The organism is Terriglobus albidus (assembly GCF_008000815.1).
In the GTDB taxonomy this organism is placed as follows: Bacteria; Acidobacteriota; Terriglobia; order Terriglobales; family Acidobacteriaceae; genus Terriglobus; species Terriglobus albidus_A.
On the sequence record NZ_CP042806.1, the window covers coordinates 1,157,234 to 1,174,502 of the forward strand.

Annotated in this window: 14 protein-coding genes; 6 read left to right on the forward strand and 8 right to left on the reverse strand. The window is 59.9% G+C overall.

The genetic code is table 11. From position 1 onward, the window contains the following. The first annotated feature begins 11 nt into the window (after nt 1-11). Nucleotides 12-1,685 (forward strand): DHA2 family efflux MFS transporter permease subunit, encoded by a 1,674-nt coding sequence (locus FTW19_RS04740; RefSeq protein ID WP_147646568.1) that lies wholly within the window; start codon nt 12-14, stop codon nt 1,683-1,685. A 346-nt stretch (nt 1,686-2,031) separates the two neighbouring features. On the opposite strand, the gene ligA is transcribed toward FTW19_RS04740, so the two are convergent. Next, nucleotides 2,032-4,143 carry an NAD-dependent DNA ligase LigA gene (gene ligA / locus FTW19_RS04745; RefSeq protein ID WP_147646569.1) on the reverse strand — a complete coding sequence of 704 codons (2,112 nt, stop codon included), beginning with the start codon at nt 4,141-4,143 and terminating at the stop codon, nt 2,032-2,034. 93 nt (nt 4,144-4,236) lie between these two features. Here ligA and FTW19_RS04750 point away from each other — a divergent pair, with 93 nt between their 5' ends. Beyond that, entirely contained in the window at nt 4,237-4,983 is a 747-nt protein-coding gene (locus FTW19_RS04750) for a YIP1 family protein (protein WP_187143284.1), read from the forward strand. 207 nt (nt 4,984-5,190) lie between these two features. Here FTW19_RS04750 and fabF read toward each other — a convergent pair whose 3' ends face one another. The 3 genes from fabF to rmuC form a co-directional block, all read right to left on the reverse strand. Continuing rightward, the gene (fabF, locus tag FTW19_RS04755; protein ID WP_147646571.1) at nt 5,191-6,441 is read right to left on the reverse strand and encodes a beta-ketoacyl-ACP synthase II; all 1,251 of its coding nucleotides are present in this window, start codon (nt 6,439-6,441) and stop codon (nt 5,191-5,193) included. 13 nt (nt 6,442-6,454) lie between these two features. Then, nucleotides 6,455-6,694, reverse strand: coding sequence for an acyl carrier protein (locus FTW19_RS04760; RefSeq protein ID WP_147646572.1), 240 nt, complete (start codon nt 6,692-6,694; stop codon nt 6,455-6,457). Nucleotides 6,695-6,848: 154 nt separating this feature from the next. Then, nucleotides 6,849-8,285: a DNA recombination protein RmuC gene (gene rmuC / locus FTW19_RS04765; RefSeq protein ID WP_147646573.1), complete on the reverse strand. Its 1,437-nt coding sequence runs from the start codon at nt 8,283-8,285 to the stop codon at nt 6,849-6,851. 147 nt (nt 8,286-8,432) lie between these two features. Here rmuC and FTW19_RS04770 point away from each other — a divergent pair, with 147 nt between their 5' ends. Beyond that, nucleotides 8,433-9,158 (forward strand): zinc ribbon domain-containing protein, encoded by a 726-nt coding sequence (locus tag FTW19_RS04770; protein ID WP_147646574.1) that lies wholly within the window; start codon nt 8,433-8,435, stop codon nt 9,156-9,158. Beyond that, on the forward strand, nt 9,158-9,706 hold the full coding sequence (locus FTW19_RS04775; protein WP_147646575.1) for a DNA-3-methyladenine glycosylase I: 549 nt from the start codon (nt 9,158-9,160) through the stop codon (nt 9,704-9,706). The genes FTW19_RS04770 and FTW19_RS04775 overlap by 1 nt, the downstream gene beginning before the upstream one ends. 223 nt (nt 9,707-9,929) lie before the next feature. On the opposite strand, the gene folP is transcribed toward FTW19_RS04775, so the two are convergent. Beyond that, nucleotides 9,930-10,706, reverse strand: coding sequence for a dihydropteroate synthase (folP, locus tag FTW19_RS04780; RefSeq protein ID WP_246153567.1), 777 nt, complete (start codon nt 10,704-10,706; stop codon nt 9,930-9,932). A 75-nt stretch (nt 10,707-10,781) separates the two neighbouring features. Between folP and dacB the strand changes: the two genes are divergently transcribed. After that, the gene (dacB, locus tag FTW19_RS04785) at nt 10,782-12,383 is read left to right on the forward strand and encodes a D-alanyl-D-alanine carboxypeptidase/D-alanyl-D-alanine endopeptidase (RefSeq protein ID WP_147646577.1); all 1,602 of its coding nucleotides are present in this window, start codon (nt 10,782-10,784) and stop codon (nt 12,381-12,383) included. Between the two features lie 108 nt (nt 12,384-12,491). Here the strand turns inward: dacB and FTW19_RS04790 are convergent, their stop codons facing one another. Together FTW19_RS04790 and FTW19_RS04795 are read right to left on the reverse strand one after the other, a co-directional pair. Next, nucleotides 12,492-13,235, reverse strand: a complete 744-nt coding sequence (locus FTW19_RS04790) for an SDR family oxidoreductase (protein ID WP_147646578.1) — start codon at nt 13,233-13,235, stop codon at nt 12,492-12,494. A gap of 37 nt (nt 13,236-13,272) precedes the next feature. After that, nucleotides 13,273-14,157: an RNA polymerase sigma-70 factor gene (locus FTW19_RS04795; RefSeq protein WP_147646579.1), complete on the reverse strand. Its 885-nt coding sequence runs from the start codon at nt 14,155-14,157 to the stop codon at nt 13,273-13,275. A 48-nt stretch (nt 14,158-14,205) separates the two neighbouring features. Between FTW19_RS04795 and FTW19_RS04800 the strand changes: the two genes are divergently transcribed. Further along, nucleotides 14,206-15,867: a M28 family peptidase gene (locus FTW19_RS04800; RefSeq protein WP_147646580.1), complete on the forward strand. Its 1,662-nt coding sequence runs from the start codon at nt 14,206-14,208 to the stop codon at nt 15,865-15,867. Between the two features lie 283 nt (nt 15,868-16,150). Here the strand turns inward: FTW19_RS04800 and pheS are convergent, their stop codons facing one another. Beyond that, nucleotides 16,151-17,230, reverse strand: a complete 1,080-nt coding sequence (gene pheS, locus FTW19_RS04805) for a phenylalanine--tRNA ligase subunit alpha (RefSeq protein ID WP_147646581.1) — start codon at nt 17,228-17,230, stop codon at nt 16,151-16,153. Between the last annotated feature and the right edge of the window lie 39 nt (nt 17,231-17,269).

The window sequence follows — 17,269 nt, forward strand, 5'->3', positions numbered from 1 at the left end:
CAGTCATTTTTATGACCAACCAGTCTGCGATTCTCGAAGCCGAAGAAGAGCTCAGCCAATCGGCGCAGGGGTCCGAGCCGGGCGTTCCGCTGGAGACTCAAGCAGAGAAGCCGGCTGCGGCTATTCCGCATTTCAATCCATGGATTATTGCGCTGGTTGTAACCATGGGCACCTTCATGGAGGTGCTCGATACCTCCATCGCCAACGTTGCCCTGCCGCACATCGCTGGCTCGCTCTCGGCTTCACAGGACGAGAGCACCTGGGTGCTGACGACCTATCTCGTTGCCAACGCCATCATCCTGCCCATCAGCGGCTGGATCTCGTCTGTGCTTGGCCGGCGGAATTTTTATCTCGGCTCTGTGATTCTGTTTACTGCGTTCTCTGCAGCCTGCGGATTAGCGCCTACGCTGGGGATGCTGGTGATCTTCCGCGTTCTGCAGGGACTGGCCGGTGGTGGCCTGCAGCCCTCCGTGCAGGCCATCCTGGCCGATACCTTTCCGGGTAACAAACGTGGCATGGCGATGGCCGTCTATACCGTCGCCATCCTGTGCGCTCCCGTGCTCGGTCCGACACTCGGTGGATGGATTACCGACAACTACTCCTGGCGCTGGATCTTCTACATCAACATTCCTGTCGGCATCGCCTGCGCCTTCTTTACCCGCATCGTGCTGCACGATCCACCGCATCTCACGGCGGCACGCAAGGCGCAGAAGGGCAAGCCGCTGCAGGTCGACTTCGGCGGCCTGGCACTGATCTCTATCGGCCTGGGTGCGCTTGAGATCGTCCTCGATAAGGGACAGGAACTCGACTGGTTCGGTTCCACCTTCATCACCTGGAGCAGCATCATCGCCGTTGGCTGCCTGTTGGGCGCCATCGTATGGGAGCTGCGTGTCGATAAGCCGGTGGTGAACCTGCGCCTGCTGCGCGAGCGCAACTTCGCCATCTGCTGCACCATCGTGCTGGCGCTTTATACCGCTCTGTATGCAACGACATTTCTTCTGCCGCAGTTCATGCAGCAACTGCTTGGCTATGACGCGACGACGGCCGGTATCGCCGTGTCGCCCGCAGGTCTGGTGACGATGGCGGAGGTCCCGCTCGTTGGCTGGCTGCTTAGCCGTGGCGCCGATGCGAGACGGATGATCGCGATGGGCATTGCGATGATCACGCTGGGCACATGGTGGCTCTCACACGGAAACCTGGATGTGGCCATGAGCGACATGATCTGGCCGCGCATCGTGCAGGTGATGGGTGTGGGCCTTACGACTGTGCCGCTCAGTACCATCATGTTCCGCTTCCTGCCTGGAGACCAGACCAGCAACGCCGCAGGTATCTATGCCTTGGTGCGCAACGAAGGCGGAAGCATCGGCATCGCGATCTCAAGTACATTCCTGCAACGTATGGCGCAGACACACCAGGCGTATTTGTCCTCGAACATCACCGCCAGCAACGTGGCTGCGATGCAGGCGGCGCATGCGTTGGGTGGAGCGGTGGGCGGTGCTACGCCGGATGCGAGTTACGCAGGACTGGCGCTGGTCTATCACCAGTTACAACGGCAGGCGGAGCTGCTGGCGTATATGGATCAGTACAAGCTGTTTGCGTATGTGCTGCTTGGTGTGTTGCCGCTGGTGCTGTTGTTGAAACGTCCGCCGAAGCATATTGGCAAGGTGGAGTTGGACGCTCACTAGGGTGTGGGGATAGAGAAATCTGCTTTTGCTATCGAGCCTTCGCGGGCTTTCCGCCCAAGCGCCATTGTTTTGCTTAAGGGCACGGCTTCAGCTGTGCCAAAACAGTGCTTGAAGGATTTGCGGCTTTAGCCGCTGAGGTACTTGAGCGGAATGATTGACCTCAGCGGCTAAAGCCTCGGTCCTTACCGATGCCACTATGGGACGGCTGAAGCCGTCCCCTTAAGCAAGGCATTCGCGCGTTGCGCGAACCGGAAACGCGCTGGTTCATGCCTTATATCTTCTCGAAGCAGGTCCTTCGCTAAGGCTCAGGGTGACAACCTAAAACAAGACGGGTCGAGCTGGACGCTCATTGACCAAACATGGCGAGAAGGGCGGCTTCATCAATCACCTTCACACCGAGCTCGTTGGCCTTGTCCAGTTTCGACCCCGCCTCATCTCCTGCGACGACATAAGTTGTTTTCTTGCTGACCGAGCCTGAGACTTTTCCTCCGGCTGCTTCAATCATCGTCTTCGCATCCTCGCGCTTGAGTGTAGGCAGCGTTCCAGTGAGTACGAAGGTCATGCCTTCAAGCTGGGAGGTCTTCTGACGCTTTTCCGCGGTAAAGCTGAAGCCAAGCTTGTGCAGACGCTCTACGAGCTGCCGGTTCTTGTGGCCCGCGAAGAACTCATGAATGGCCTCCGCGACTTTAGGACCGATCTCAGGCACGCGCTGCAGCTCTTCTTCGGTGGCATCCATCAATGCCTGCATGGCCTCGTAGTCTTGCCCGCGTGAGGCAAACTCTTCGGCCAGCAGTTGTGCGGTGCGTTCGCCGACATGACGAATACCCAGACCCAGAAGGACACGCCACAGCGGATTCTTCTTCGAGCGCTCGATCTCATCCAGCAGTGTCTGCGCCGACTTCTGACCGATTCGCTCCAGCGTGAGCAACTGATCCATCGTCAGGGTGTACAGATCGGCGACGGAATGGATCAGCGCCTTGCGAGCGACCGGTTCCGCGGCCTCTTCCTCCCCTTCGGCGGGGGCCATCTCTGCCTGCCCGAGTAGCTGCGCGACAAGCGCATCTCCCAGACCTTCGATATTCATTACACCGCGCGATGCGAAGTGCAGCAGCTCTTCGCGCAGGCGTGCCGGGCAACTGGCATTGACGCAGCGCCAGTCCACCTCGCCTTCCTCACGAACGACGGGCTCGTCGCAGACCGGGCAGTGTGTCGGGAACTCAATCTCTTCGGTTCCGCGTGGATGGCTCTCGTCCACCTTCACGATCTTCGGAATCACATCGCCGCCGCGTTCGACCTGCACCCAGTCGCCGATGCGCACACCCAGACGCTGGATCTCGTCGGCATTGTGCAGTGTTGCATTGCTGACGGTGGTGCCGCCAATGAAGACAGGTGTCAGACGCGCTACAGGAGTCAGCTTGCCGGTGCGTCCTACCTGGAAGCCAACGCCCTTCAATTGCGTCACGCCTGCACGGGCTGCAAATTTATAGGCGATCGCCCATCGTGGAGCTTTGCCGGTAAATCCCAGCCGCGCCTGCTGTGCCGTTGAATTGACTTTTACGACGACACCATCGATCTCGTAACCGAGATCGTCACGCTGGGCCTCGGCCTTTTCAATGAACTTCAAGACTGTATCGATGGTCTTCGCGGAGGAGCCATGCATGTTCACGCGGAAGCCCGCCGTCTTCAAGGCATCGAGCGTTTCCTGCTGGCCCGGCAGAAGTGTCTCGCCTTCGCGCAACAGGAAGTAGGCGTAGAAGTCGAGCCGACGCTGGGCGACGATGTTTGGTTCCAGTGTCCGGATTGTGCCGGCGGCGGCATTGCGTGGGTTCGCCTTTACCGGCAGACCCGCCGCGACTGCCTCTTCGTTCATCCTCTGGAAGGCGGCCTGCGGCATCACCACTTCACCGCGGACCTCGAACTGCTGCGGCATGCCGGCCTTCTTCAGCTTCGCGGCAGAGACCGCAAGGGGCACGCTACGGATGGTACGGACATTGGTCGTAACGTCTTCGCCTGTCGTACCGTCGCCACGTGTGAGGCCGCGTTGCAGTACGGAGGCTCCATTCGCTGAAGCTCCGTAATGCAGCGCCAGCGAGAGGCCATCCAGCTTCAACTCGCAGACGAACTCGACTGTCTCACCTGCAGGCAGTGCGGCATGTACACGGTCGGCCCAGGCGCGCAGCTCCGCCTCGTTGTAGGCGTTATCGAGTGAGAGCATGGGGCGCGAGTGCGCCACCTTGGCAAAACCTTCTTTCGGGCGCCCGCCGACGCGCTGCGTTGGCGAGTCGGGTGTGATCAGCTCTGGATGCTCCGCCTCCAGAGCTTTCAACTGGTTCATCAGAGTGTCGTACTCAGCGTCCAAGATCTCGGGAGAGTCCTCGACGTAGTACAGGTACTCGTGGTGACGCAGGGCTTCGCGCAGCGATTCGATTCGGGCTTCGATCTTGGATTCAACACTCATGCCATTCGCATGATAGAACGGCCGCTTGTCCATTTTCATGATGGCCGGACGGGCGTTTCGGCCTACAATCGCTTCGCACAGAGAAAGGCGCCTATGACTGAAGCCACAGTTCCCACCGCAGAGCCAGGACTCTCGCAGATTCAGCGGGTCATTTACACCTTTACCGCTCCGTCAAAGACCTTTACCGACATTCTTTATCGCAGCCGTAACGTGCTGTTGCCCATTCTGCTCATCATCGTGGGCTCCTACATCTTTACCTTCAGTGCGGCTACGCGTGTCGGATATGACGCTCTGGCCGACAGCGCCATCAAAGCCAATCCGAAGATGGAAGAACGGGTGCAGGGTATGACGGCCGAACAGGTGGCAACGGTCCAGAAGCAGCAGGTGATCGGTATGAAATTCACCGTCTATGCCTTCCCGGCGGTATTTGTCATCTTCGGTGCGCTGTTTACGCTTTTCTTCTGGGGGACGGTGAACTTCGGTTTCGGCGGCGAAGCAACCTATGGCCGGCTCTTCGCCGTGATGATGTATGGTTCCCTGATCGCTGTTACGAAACTTCTGCTGGCCACACTCATGTTGTGGGTGACGGACCCGCCGGAGATTTTCACCTTTCAGGATCCGGTGGGTACAAATCTCGGGTATTACCTCGATCATCACAGCGGGCCGCTGTATGCATTGCTGACCTCAATCGACATCTTCGAGATCTGGGAGTACATCGTGCTCGGAATCGGCTGCGCGATCGTTGCAAAGCTGCCGATCCGCAAAGGGATCATCGCCGTCTTTATCTGGTGGACGCTGGTCGTGCTTATGAAAGTCGGCTTCGCGGCTGCGTTTAGTTGAGGCAGTATCTTTAGAGCTGTCATCCTGAGCGTAGCGAAGGACCTGCTTTTATGAGTTACGCAAGAAAGCAGATCCTTCGCTTCGTCACCCCAGCGAACAAAGTTCGCCGGGGACCCCGTACGCTCAGGATGACAAGTTGAAGTTGTATGCGACACCAAAAAGCCGCGAGATTACTCTCGCGGCTTTTGCTTTTGTATCGTATGAAAATTACTCAGACCACTTTTTGAAGACCAGCGAACCGTTGGTTCCGCCGAATCCGAAAGAGTTCGACAGAGCGTAGTCGATCTCCACGGACTGCGACTTTCCGGGAACGTAGTTCAGCTTGCACTCCGGATCTACGTTCTCAAGATTCATCGTCGGCGGAGCGATACTCTTCTGCATCGCCATGATCGTGATGCCCGCCTCCAGGCCGCCGGCGCCGCCCAGGAGGTGGCCCGTCATCGACTTGGTGGAGCTAACCAGCAGCTTGTGGCTCAGCGCGTGTTCGCCGAAGAGGTTCTCAATACCCTTGGACTCCAGGGCATCGCCCAGCGGCGTGCTGGTAGCGTGTGCGTTCAGGTAGGCAACCTGCTCCGGCTTGATGCCTGCCCACTTCAGCGCATTGGCCATGGCGCGGTAGCAGCCTTCGCCCTCGGGAGCCATACCGGTCATATGGTAGGCATCCGAGCTCATGCCGTAGCCGACGACCTCGGCCAGGATGGTGGCGCCGCGTTTCTTGGCGAACTCCAGCTCTTCGAGGATCAGGATGCCCGCGCCTTCGCCCACCACGAAGCCGTCGCGGTCCTTGTCCCAGGGCCGGCAGGCGTGTGTCGGGTCGTCGTTGCGGGTGGAGAGCGCCTTCATCGCGGCAAAGCCACCCACGCCCATGGGCGTAATAGCTGCCTCGGCGCCGCCGGCGATCATCGCGTCGGCATCGCCGCGCTCGATGATGCGGTATGCGTCGCCGATGGAGTGCGCGCTGGTAGTGCAGGCCGTGGCTGTGGCCTCATTCGGTCCCTTGGCTCCAAAACGAATGGAGACATGGCCCGCAGCCAGGTTCACGATGGAAGCCGGAATGAAGAAGGGTGAGATCTTGCGTGGACCGCCCTGCATCAGGTTGGTGTGCTCACGTTCGATGACATCGAAACCGCCGATGCCCGAGCCGATGTGCACGCCCACCATCTCGGCGTTTTCGGGGGTGACCTTCAATCCACTCTGTTGCATCGCTTCCTCGGCTGCGGCGATGGCGAAGTGGATGAAGCGGCCCATCTTGCGGGCCTCTTTTTTATCGATGAACTTGTATGGATCGAAGTCCTTGACCTCGGCGGCAAAGCGGACGGGGTGGCCTTCCAGAGGGAAGGCCGTAATCTCCGCCATACCGCTCTTGCCGGCCATCAGTCCATCCCAAACCTCCACGGCCGTGTTACCGACACCGCAGATCAGGCCCAGGCCTGTTACAACGACGCGACGCTTTTCCACGTGATTCCTTTGGTTACTTCTTCGAGTGCGACTCGATGTACTCGATCGCGTCCTTTACGGTCTTGATCTTCTCGGCGTCTTCATCCGGAATCTGGATGTCGAAGGCTTCCTCAAACTGCATGACCAGCTCGACGACGTCCAGGGAGTCGGCGCCCAGGTCTTCCTGGAAGCTGGCACCGGGGGTCACCTCGGCCTCGTCCACCTGAAGCTGCTCCACAATGATTGATTTCACCTTTTCTGAAACATCTGCCATGAGTTGAGTCTCCTGTCTCTTTCCCTCTATGAATCTCGGTACTGCAAAAACCTGATGCGTCTGCGACCGTACGCGGCCAATTTCCGCGAAATCTTAGGATACGAAACGCCCTGTTGAGTGTAAAACAACCGGGTGCAAAGGAAAACGAACCGGGTTAAAACGGTTCCTCTTCCGATGCGGCCAGCAGGGGGGCCATGTTCCCCAATTCCGGGAACGGAATCTCGTCTCCATCGCCCGGATTGCCTGCATCCATCTCGACTTCCCGCAGGGTCCGGTTGATGGCCCGGGTGCGGACATTCAGGCTCTCGATGGTGTTCTGCACCGTGCTGACCTGCTTTTCCATCTTCGACATCAGGTCGCCGAACTTGCTGAATTCACTGCGTGTCTTCGAGAGCACCTTCCAGACGTCGTCGCCCTTTTCCTGGATGGCGAGCATGCGGAAGCCCATCTGGAAGCTGGTCAGAATGGCTGATAATGTGCTCGGACCGGCGATGGTGACGTTGCACCTGGACTGAATCTCCGCCTGCAGGCCGTCGCGGCGCATCACCTCAGCGTACAGGCCCTCCGTCGGCAGGAACATGATGGCGTGCGGCGTGGTCACCGGCGGCTGGATGTACTTGTCGCAGATGCGCTTCCCTTCGGTCCGGATGGCGGCCTCGAAGGCCCTGCCTGCGGTGTGAACCTCTTCCGGATTGCCGCGCTCGTAGGCCGCTTCCAGACGTTCCCAGTCTTCGCGCGGGAACTTGGCGTCGATGGGCAGCAGGGTTTCGCCCTGGGGGCTGGGGAAGCGGACAGCGTACTCCACGACCTCCAGGCTGTTTGCCTTGACCCGGGCATTTTGCAGGTACTGGCTGGGCGCCAGCATCTGCTCCAGCAGCATGCCGAGCTGGACTTCGGCGAAACCGCCGCGCGACTTCACGTTGGTGAAGATGCGGCTCAGGTCGTCGACACCTTCGGAGAGCTTGGACATCTCGCCCAGTCCGGCGTGCACCTTGGTCAACTGGTCCGTTACCTGCCCGAAGCTCTCGGTCAGACGGGTCTGCAGTGTGGCATGCAGCTTCTCATCGACGGTCTGCCGCATCTCTTCCAGCTTGGCGGCGTTGTCGCGGTTCAGCTTGTCCAGGTGCTGGGTGTTGCTCGTGCTCAGATCGTTCAGCTTGGAGTTCAGGCTCTCGCGCAGGGTGGTCGCCTGCTGGTGCTGCGCCTCAGCGAACTGGCCAAGACGGTTCTGCAGGAAGTCCATCTGCAGGTTCATAGCCTTCTGCAGGTCCACGGCGGAGCTCTTGTTGTCAGCGCGGAAGCTGTCCAGGCCGCCGGTAAGGACGGTGCTGAGCTTGGAGATGCTGTCGGTCACCTCGGTCCGCAGCTCGCTGGCGGCTTTGGCATTGGCCTCCAGGGTGCGTAAGGTCGTTTCCTGGGCCTCTCGCCGGGCATCGCTGAAGCCATTGCGCAGGGCGGTCTCCAGGGCGTCAGTCTTCGTCTCCAGCCGGAGCATCTGCCCGGGGTCGACAGCGGGAGCCTGCTTGCGCAGCAACAGCGCCAGTACCAGTAACAACGTCAAGCCTTCCAGCGCCGCCAGAGCAATCAGCATTTCGTTTTTCCTTCGCCTTCAGGCTACCATTATTCTGCGGTAAATCCTGATGAGGAAATCAGGTACGAAACCCGGAAAATACCTCCCTCTCGCGGTACATTAAGTGGGCGAAGCAACAATCACTTACAGCGCAACGGAGCCCCGCCGATGGCGATGATCGAGTTCGTCCGCAACTATTCCGACCACTCAACCGACCGTGGTTATCAGTTCGAGTTCCGCTGCGATCACTGTAGCTCCGGCTATATGTCGAGCTACAAGCCCTCCGCCCTGGGGGCGGCGGGCTCGATTCTGGAGGCAGCCAGCAGTATCTTCGGAGGCTTTCTGGGTGGAGCCCGCGACTCGGCGTACGACATTCAGCGGGCCATCGGTGGTAAGGCGCACGACTCGGCGCTGCAGGAGGCGGTCGCCGAGGTAAAGCAGAAGTTCTCCCGCTGCCAGCGTTGCGGCAAGTGGGTCTGCAACGAGATCTGCTGGAATGCCCGGGCACAGCAGTGCACCGGCTGCACTCCGAAGTACGAGCAGGAGATCATCTCGCAGCGCACCCATGCCCAGTTGCGCGCCTCGCAGCAGCAATTGGAGGACAAGGCTGCGACGACCGACTATGTCTCCGGCATCGACGTACGCCCGGATGTGCAGGTGGAGTTCAATCACGGCAACGCCGAGATCGAAGGCCATGACGTCCGGCAGCTGCCTGCGTCTGCCAATCCGGCAACGGCTGCGGCAGCGGCGGTCTGCGATGCCTGTAAGGCTCCGCTGACCGGTGGAAAGTTCTGCGGTGAGTGTGGAGCGCCGGTCGCGCGCGCTTGTCCTTCGTGCGGTACAAGTGCGTCGCCGACAGCTAAGTTTTGTAACGACTGCGGGACGAAGCTCTGATGGCTGAAAAAGTACGTTGTACCTGGGCAGGTTCCGACCCGTTGATGCGGGAGTATCACGACAAGGAGTGGGGCCGTCCGGAGCGCGACAGCCGCGCCATGTGGGAGTGCCTGATGCTGGAAGGCTTTCAGGCCGGCCTCTCCTGGCAGACGATTCTTCGCCGCCGCGAAGGCTTCCGCCGTGCTTTCAAGGACTTCGATCCGGCGAAGGTGGCGAAGTTTACGGAAAAGGACATCGAGCGCCTGATGCAGGATGAAGGCATCATCCGCGCCCGCGCCAAGATTGTGGCCACCATTGAGGGCGCGAAGATCTTCCTCGCGATGGAAAAGAACGGAGAGGATTTCGGAAAGTACTACTGGAAGCTCGCCGGCGGAAAACCGACAGTCAACCGCACCGGTCATGTTCCCGCGCAGACACCGGCATCGGAGTTGATCTCAAAGGACCTGCGCAAGCGGGGATTCAAATTTGTGGGGCCTGTGATTGTGTATGCGTGGATGCAAGCGATCGGTATGGTCGACGACCACGCGGCCCATTGTTTTAGAGCCTAGAAATTTTGAATCAGAAGAATTGGGTGCCCCACGGGCCGGGGTCCCCGACGAACTTGTTCGTTGGGGTGGTGTCCCTCGGGGACCTGGGTATTCGAGCGGAGCTCGAACCGGTTCTTTCGATCAGAGCTTTGCCACGGTTTTTGAGATCTTCGGTATGGAAAGTAAAGGCCGGGCCCATGTCCCCGAGGGACATGGGACACCCGGTGTATGGGTGACTTGGTATTTAGAGGCCCAGCAGAATTGCGTCAGCGATGAGGGCTCCTTGTACTGCTGCCTTGACGTTATGAACACGAATGACGTGTGCTCCAGAAAGTATCGCTGCCGTGTGCATTGCCACCGTGGCAAACTCCCGGTCTCGCACTTCGCCGCCGAGAAAGCCCTTCCGTGACGCGCCGGCCATGATCGGTAGGCCAATCTCCTTCAGGCCTTCCAGGCCCGCCATCAGCGTGAAGTTCTCTTCCCCGCGCTTGCCGAAGCCGAAGCCGGGATCCACGATCAAGCGGTCGCGTGCAATGCCACTCTCTGCGATGCGCTGTTGCAGCTCACGAACAACGGTTGGCACGATCGCTGTCATCGGTGGGAGCGTAGCCCACTCTGACGGCTTGCCGCGTGTGTGCATCACGACGACGCCGCAGCCCAATGCGCGGCAGGTCGACGCCATCTCGGGATCCCACAGCAGACCGGAGACGTCGTTCACAATCTCCGCTCCGGCTTCGATGGCCAACCGTGCGGTGGAAGCACGATAGGTATCCACGCTGACAACCGCCCCGGCTTTTGCGAGGGCTTTAATCACCGGGAGAACACGGCTTTGCTCTTCTTCTCCGCTGACCTCGCCCGCGCCACCCGGACGCGTCGATTCACCGCCAAGATCGAGGATGTCCGCGCCCTCTTCGAGCAGCCGCAGGCCATGAGCTACGGGATCGTAGTGGCCTCCGTCGCTGAAGGAGTCGGGTGTGGCGTTCACGATACCCATCACCAGCGTGCGCTCACCGAGCGACAATCTCCGTGATCGCAATTGCCAGGGAAAACGCTCTCTTCGTGCAAAGCCCATCGATGCCGATGCTACACTCCGCCCATGCCATTGAGTGGAAAGAAGGCCCTGCGGCAGCTTTGTGCCGTCGTGACATTGACTGCTATCAGCCTGCCTGGAATTGCTGCTGACAAGAAAGCATCGCGCAAGCCAACGCTGGCGCAGCAGGTCACTGCCATCCTTGCAGATCCGGCAGTCAGTCGCGCGCATTGGGGCGTCTATGTCTCCACCCTCGATGGCAAGCCTGTCTATGCGCTGAATGATGGCCAATACTTCGTTCCCGCTTCGAACAACAAGGTCTTCACGACTGCCGCCGCGATGGCATTGCTGGGGCCGCAGAAGAGCTTCACGACACGCATTACCGCCGAAGGAATCTATGCGACGCCCGCGGCACTGGCCGGCAACCTGGTGCTGGTCGGCGGCGGCGACCCAAACCTTTCCGGCCGCAGCTTCCCATATCTTTCCCCTTCACAGCGTCCCAAGCCCGCTCCGCCCGCAGCCGATCCATTGCAATATCTGGCGCAGATGGCTGATCAGGTCGCCGCGAGCGGGTTGAAGGTGATCAATGGCGATATCGTCGGCGACGACACGCTCTTCCCCTGGGATCCTTACCCGGAGGACTGGGCGATCGATGACACCGTCGGCGACGACGGCTCGCCGGTCAGCGCGCTCACTATCAACGACAACCGCATCGATGTCACCATCACGCCCGCGGCTGATCCCGGCAAGCCGGCGACGGCAAGCTTTCTTCCTGCGGTGCCGTACTACTCTCTGGAACTGCACATCGCTACCGGTGCTCCCGGCTCTGCGACGCGGATCGCCTCCGAGCGCGATCTTGGCTCAAAGACGGTGCGGCTGAGTGGAACAATTCCCTCTGACGCAAAACCCTATATTGAGTCACTGGCGATTCATGATCCTGCGGAGTTCGCCGCTCAGGCTCTGAAGCAGCTTCTCGAAGCTCGCGGCATTGAGGTGACGGGCAAGGCTGTAGCGCGTCATCGGTTGCCCGTCTCACCTGCGCCGAAGAACTTCCTCGCTGCCTCGCATGAGCCGTTAGCCCTCGGTGCGTCAAAGCCAGATGTAGAGCCGGCGGGAAAGGTACTGGCGACCCACACTTCGGTGCCATTGATCGACGCTTTGCTGTGGACGAACAAGATCTCGCAGAACCTCCACGCCGAGCTCTTCCTGCATCATCTCGGTGTGGCGTATGGCGAGGAAGGCTCCACGGTTGAGGGCGCACGCGTTATCCGGAGCTTCGTGACGACGCGTGCCGGCGTCGATCCGGATGATTTCGTTCTCTTCGACGGCAGCGGACTCTCCGGCCACGATCTCATTACGCCGCGGGCGCTCGGCAAATTGCTGAGCTATGCGGCTACGCAGCCGTGGTTTGCTGATTGGAAGAGGACACTGCCGATTGGTGGAGAAGACGGTACGCTGGCTGCACGTTTCCCGAATGCGCCGATGAAGGATCATCTCTACGCCAAGACAGGGACTTTGTCTGAGGCACGTGCGCTGTCGGGATATGTCGATACAGCCAGCGGCAAGACACTGATCTTCTCGGTCATGGTCAGCACGCATTACCCGCGAACGAATGCCGACCGGGACGCGATGGATAAGATCGTTACGGCGATTGCTGCTGCGAATTGAGGATCGAAACCCTGGGCTGCTCCCTTCTTCGCTGAAAAGCGAAGAAGGGAACAGCAAAGCAGGTCCTTCGCGTTGTTCAGGATGACAGCCAAAGGGGTCCTACTCGTTTTATGCGCTCTTCAGCCAGTCCCCATACTTCGTCATACCCAAAATGGCATCGCCGATCGGCACCAGGCTCTGGTTGTCGACCTTTGCTCCGAAGTAAAGTGATTCCTCGCGTGTGACCACTTTACGGTCAACTTTCTTGGCGTTGAACAGGCGGCGAGCCAGCTCGTCCATCGCAATCTTCTCGGGGCCTGCAAGATCGATCGTCGTATTCCGTGGCGCTGCGGTCACGATCTTTGCGAGAGCCGCTGCAACATCGTCGGCGGCGATGGGTTGCATGGTCGTAGATGAGAGATTCACTACACCGTCCTCAGTCGACGCTCCTGCGATCATCTCCACGAACTCGAAGAACTGTGTTGCCCGCACGATGGTGTACGGTATCCCGCTCGTTTTGATGGCGTCTTCCTGAGCAACCTTGCCGGGCATATAGCCGCTTCCGGGCATCCTGTCGGCGCCCACTACGGATAATGCGACGTGATGCTTCACCCCGGCTGCCTTCTCGGCCTTGGTGATGTTTGCCGCCGTGGTCGTGAAGAACTCCATGACCTGCTTCGGATCGAAGGTTGGGGGATTCGTAAGTTCCACCACGACATCGGCGCCTTGGAGTGCCTGCGCCAGGCCTTCTCCGGTCAGAGCATTCACGCCGGTGCTGGGTGAGGCCGGAACGGCCTGGTGACCTTCCTGGTTGAGAATTGCAATCAGCTTTTTGCCGATCAGTCCGCTGCCGCCAATGACTACGATCTTCATCTCTGTCTCTCCTCTGCCAGCCATGACTGGCGAGGGGTCAGTTTTGTGACAGGGTGGATGAAATTCTTTCCAGCTTGGCCGGGTTCATGACCCACATCACCTGGTGAACGCCCTCCGCCGAGGCTTCGAGGCGGATAACAGCGTACGGATCTTGCCCGCGAAGCAGGAGCGCGGCGGGTTCTCCGTTGACTTCCAGGCGTTTGACGGTAATTCCCGGCCAGAGCTTCTGACCGAAGAAGGCGATGACCTGTGCGACACGTTCGCGGCCGAGGACTGGCACCCTGGCTGCCGTCACTACGCCGCCGCCGTCGGCGAAAGAGATGATGTCCGCGGTGAAGAGCCTTTCCAGCGCGGCGGTGTCTCCGTTCTCGGCGGCGACGAGGAAGGATTCCAGCAACTGTTCCTGCTGTTCGCGGGAGACGAGCTGATGCCGCTCGGTGGCGAGGTGTTTCCGGGCGCGGGTGACCAGTTGGCGGCAGTTGGCCTCGCTGGTTTCGAGCACCTGGGCGATCTGCTCATAGCCGTAGTCGAAGGCCTCGCGCAGGACATAGGCGGCGCGTTCAGCGGGCTTCAGCTTTTCCAGCAGAAGCAGCACAGCCATCTCCAGGGCCTCGCCGCGCTCTGCCCCCAGGTAGGGATCCTGCGAGGTGTCCACGGGCTCCGGGAGCCACGGCCCGATGTAGGTTTCGCGTTGCATGCGTGCCGAGTTCAGGGCGTCGATGGCAAGGCGGGTGACGGTAGTTGCGAGAAAAGCTGCGGGCTCGCGAACCTGGGAGTGGTCGACCGACTGCCAGCGCAGCCAGGCGTCCTGGACTACGTCTTCGGCTTCAGCCGCTGAGCCCAGCATGCGATAGGCAATGCCGAACAGGCGCGGCCGTGAGGCCTCAAAGGCTGCGAGATCTCCGGTCGGCGCAAACTGCATGCAAGGGCATTGTATAAACTCAAATTCTCACGGAGAAACCTCTGCCCCATGAAGCAAGCGCTCGCTCTCTCTCTTCTTGCCGGAACGCTGGCTGCCCAAACCGCAACCACCAAGCCATTGCCGCCTGCGGTCGAAGCAGCGGAGAACACTGTCTCGGCTGACTCGATTCGTGCCTTCGATCAGTTCCTTGCCGATGATCTGTTAGAGGGCCGCTATCCCGGCCAACGCGGCGGCGAGCTTGCGGCGAAGTTTATTGCGACACAGTTCGCCAGCTATGGTCTGCGTCCCGGCGGCGACAACGGCACCTACTTCCAGCAGGTGGACTTCACCAGTGTTAAGTCCGATCCGGCGAAGACGACCTTTACGCTTGTTCCAAAATCCGGTGCTCCGATGCCGCTGCGTTTTGCGGAGGACTTCGTCGTCTTCAACTCGAAGCTCGAGCCGCAGGCAGCCATCGATGCACCTATCGTCTGGGTGGGCTATGGTGTCACCGCGCCTGAGTACAAGTGGGACGACTATAAGGGCGTGGACGTAAAGGGGAAGGTGATTCTCTGCATCGTCAACGATCCCCCGTCGGACGATCCGAAGTTCTTCGGCGGCAAGGGCATGACCTACTACGGCCGCTGGACCTATAAGTTTGAGCACGCCGCGGAGATGGGCGCTGTTGGAGCGTTGATCATTCATCGGACCGATCTGGCAAGCTACGGCTGGGATGTTGTCCGCAACTCCAATACCTCCGAAAAGACTTTCCTGACGCAGGACAAAGATCCGAAGCTTTCGGCGGCGTCGTGGATCCAGCTCGATATCGCGAAGAAGCTTTTTGAGTCAGCCGGCACAACGCTGGATGCAGAGTTTGCCGCCGCAGCCAAGCCGGGTTTCCAGGCGCGCGAGCTGCCGGTTTCGCTGAAGGCGACGGTTGTAAGCTCCGTGCGCCACTTCCAGTCGCCAAATGTGATCGGCGTCTATCCCGGAGTGCTACGCACCGCCCAGGACCAGGCAGTGGTCTACTCCGCGCATTATGACCATCTTGGTGTTAAAGCTGACGCAAAACCCGGTGAGGACGCGATCTTTAATGGCGCTGCGGATAACGGCACGGGGACGGCCATGCTACTGGAGATCGCGCGTGCGGTTACGTCCTCGAAGGTGCTGCCGCCGCACTCCATGGTCTTCGCGGCAGTTACGGCGGAGGAGCAGGGCCTGCTGGGATCGCTCTACCTGGCACAGCATCCCCCTATGCCGCTGGGGCAGATCAACCTGAATCTGAACTTCGATGAGATTCTGCCGCTGGGGATGGGCTCAGAGCTTCATGCAGGGGGTGTGCAGCGCACCAGCTTCTATCCCACGATGGAGGCGGCCGGAAAGAAGTTCGGATATGCGATCCCGGCGCCGCGGCCTGATGTAAGCGGCGGCTACTACCGCTCCGATCACTTCTCTTTCGCGCATGCGGGCGTACCGGCCTTTTCGCTCGGCCAGGGCGGGACCTACAAGGGGCATGACAAGGATTGGGGACGCAAGCAGGCTGAGGTTTTCAATCAGAACGACTATCACAACGTGACTGACAACTTTCGTCCCGAGTGGGACTTCAGTGGCTTGGCGAACTTGTGCCGGCTGGGGATTGAGTTGGGGTATGTGTCACTGACGCAGCCACCGATTACGTGGAATCCGGGAGATGAGTTTGAGGCGGCGCGGAAGCAAAGCTTCGGGAAGTGAATGGTTGAAGAAGGTTCCTCGATTGTTCTAACTGCATTTCGGGATTCAGGTGTAGGTGGTGGAGAAGCAGAGTTCTCCGCTTCCTTCGTCGCTACGAAATGACAAAAAGGAAAACAGTTCGAGCTGACGCTCAAACGTCCCAGAGTGATGGAGGATTGAAAGCGGGTCCTTCGCGATGCTCAGGATGACACATCAAAGCGTTTGACAAAGGAAGAAAGGCCCCGGGTTTCCGGGGCCTTTCCACTATTCAACCATTCAGCAAATCAATCATTCAACCAGTTCGCTATGCGAACTGCTCCAAAAAGCGCATGTCGCCGGAGTAGAACTGGCCGATGTCGCCTACGCCGTAGAGCATCATGGCGATGCGCTCTACGCCCATGCCGAAGGCGAAGCCGGAGAGCTTCTTTGCGTCGTAGTTGACGAAGCCGAAGACGGCGGGGTCGACCATGCCGCAGCCCAGCAGCTCGATCCAGCCGGAGTACTTGCACTTGCGGCAGCCCTTCTGGCCGCAGAACGGGCAGCTGATCTGCACGTCGGCGCTGGGCTCCGTGAACGGGAAGAACGAGGGGAAGAAGCGTGTCTTCACATCCGAACCGAAGAGCGCCTTCATCGCGTGGTCCAGCGTTCCCTTCAGGTCGCTGAAGGTGATGTTGGTATCGACACAAAGTCCTTCGACCTGATGGAAGACCGGCGAGTGGGTGGCATCGGCGGCGTCGTTCCGGTGCACCTTGCCTGGGATCACGATGCGGAGTGGCGGCGGCTGCTTTTCCATGGTGCGAATCTGCACCGGCGAGGTGTGTGTCCGCATGAGCAGGCGCTCGCGCAGCGGCTTGCCTTCCTGGTCGGCGATCACCAGGGTGTCCTGGGTATCGCGCGCCGGGTGGTCCGGAGGGAAGTTGAGGCTTTCGAAGTTGTAGAAGTCGGTCTCGACCTCCGGGCCGGTGCCGACGGAGTAGCCCATTGCCTTGAAGACGCCGACGACCTGCTGCATGGTCTTGACCAGGGGATGCTCCACACCGACGCGAGGGGCGATGCCGGGCAAAGAAATATCGAGGGAAGCCGCTTTCTTGTCACTGCCGGCGGCCGCGCCGCCTTCAAGAGCGGCCCCGATCTCCTGCTTCAACTGGTTGAAGCGCATTCCCAGGGCCTTCTTGGCCTCGACGGGAGCGGTCTTCAGCCATGCATCGCTGACCAGCTTCAGCCGGCCCTGTTTACGGCCCAGCCACTCGAGGCGGAAGTTCTCCACGGCTTCGGGGGAGGCAAGGGTGGCCGCTCCGCGGCGCACCTCGTCCAGCAGGCCGGTGAAGGCCTGGTCCAGCGCAGCTTCGCTGTAGTCGTTCAGTTGCGGAATCAAATCACTCATACGCCGTGTATCAGGATAAATGGCTCCGTTGGGGCGAAT

Coding starts and splice junctions, on each gene's coding strand:
- FTW19_RS04740 (WP_147646568.1), top strand. CDS start 12: ATGACCAACCAGTCTGCGATTCTCGAAGCCGAAGAAGAGCTCAGCCAA.
- ligA (WP_147646569.1), bottom strand. CDS start 4,143: ATGAGTGTTGAATCCAAGATCGAAGCCCGAATCGAATCGCTGCGCGAA.
- FTW19_RS04750 (WP_187143284.1), top strand. CDS start 4,237: ATGACTGAAGCCACAGTTCCCACCGCAGAGCCAGGACTCTCGCAGATT.
- FTW19_RS04760 (WP_147646572.1), bottom strand. CDS start 6,694: ATGGCAGATGTTTCAGAAAAGGTGAAATCAATCATTGTGGAGCAGCTT.
- rmuC (WP_147646573.1), bottom strand. CDS start 8,285: ATGCTGATTGCTCTGGCGGCGCTGGAAGGCTTGACGTTGTTACTGGTA.
- FTW19_RS04770 (WP_147646574.1), top strand. CDS start 8,433: ATGGCGATGATCGAGTTCGTCCGCAACTATTCCGACCACTCAACCGAC.
- FTW19_RS04775 (WP_147646575.1), top strand. CDS start 9,158: ATGGCTGAAAAAGTACGTTGTACCTGGGCAGGTTCCGACCCGTTGATG.
- dacB (WP_147646577.1), top strand. CDS start 10,782: ATGCCATTGAGTGGAAAGAAGGCCCTGCGGCAGCTTTGTGCCGTCGTG.
- FTW19_RS04790 (WP_147646578.1), bottom strand. CDS start 13,235: ATGAAGATCGTAGTCATTGGCGGCAGCGGACTGATCGGCAAAAAGCTG.
- FTW19_RS04795 (WP_147646579.1), bottom strand. CDS start 14,157: ATGCAGTTTGCGCCGACCGGAGATCTCGCAGCCTTTGAGGCCTCACGG.
- FTW19_RS04800 (WP_147646580.1), top strand. CDS start 14,206: ATGAAGCAAGCGCTCGCTCTCTCTCTTCTTGCCGGAACGCTGGCTGCC.
- pheS (WP_147646581.1), bottom strand. CDS start 17,230: ATGAGTGATTTGATTCCGCAACTGAACGACTACAGCGAAGCTGCGCTG.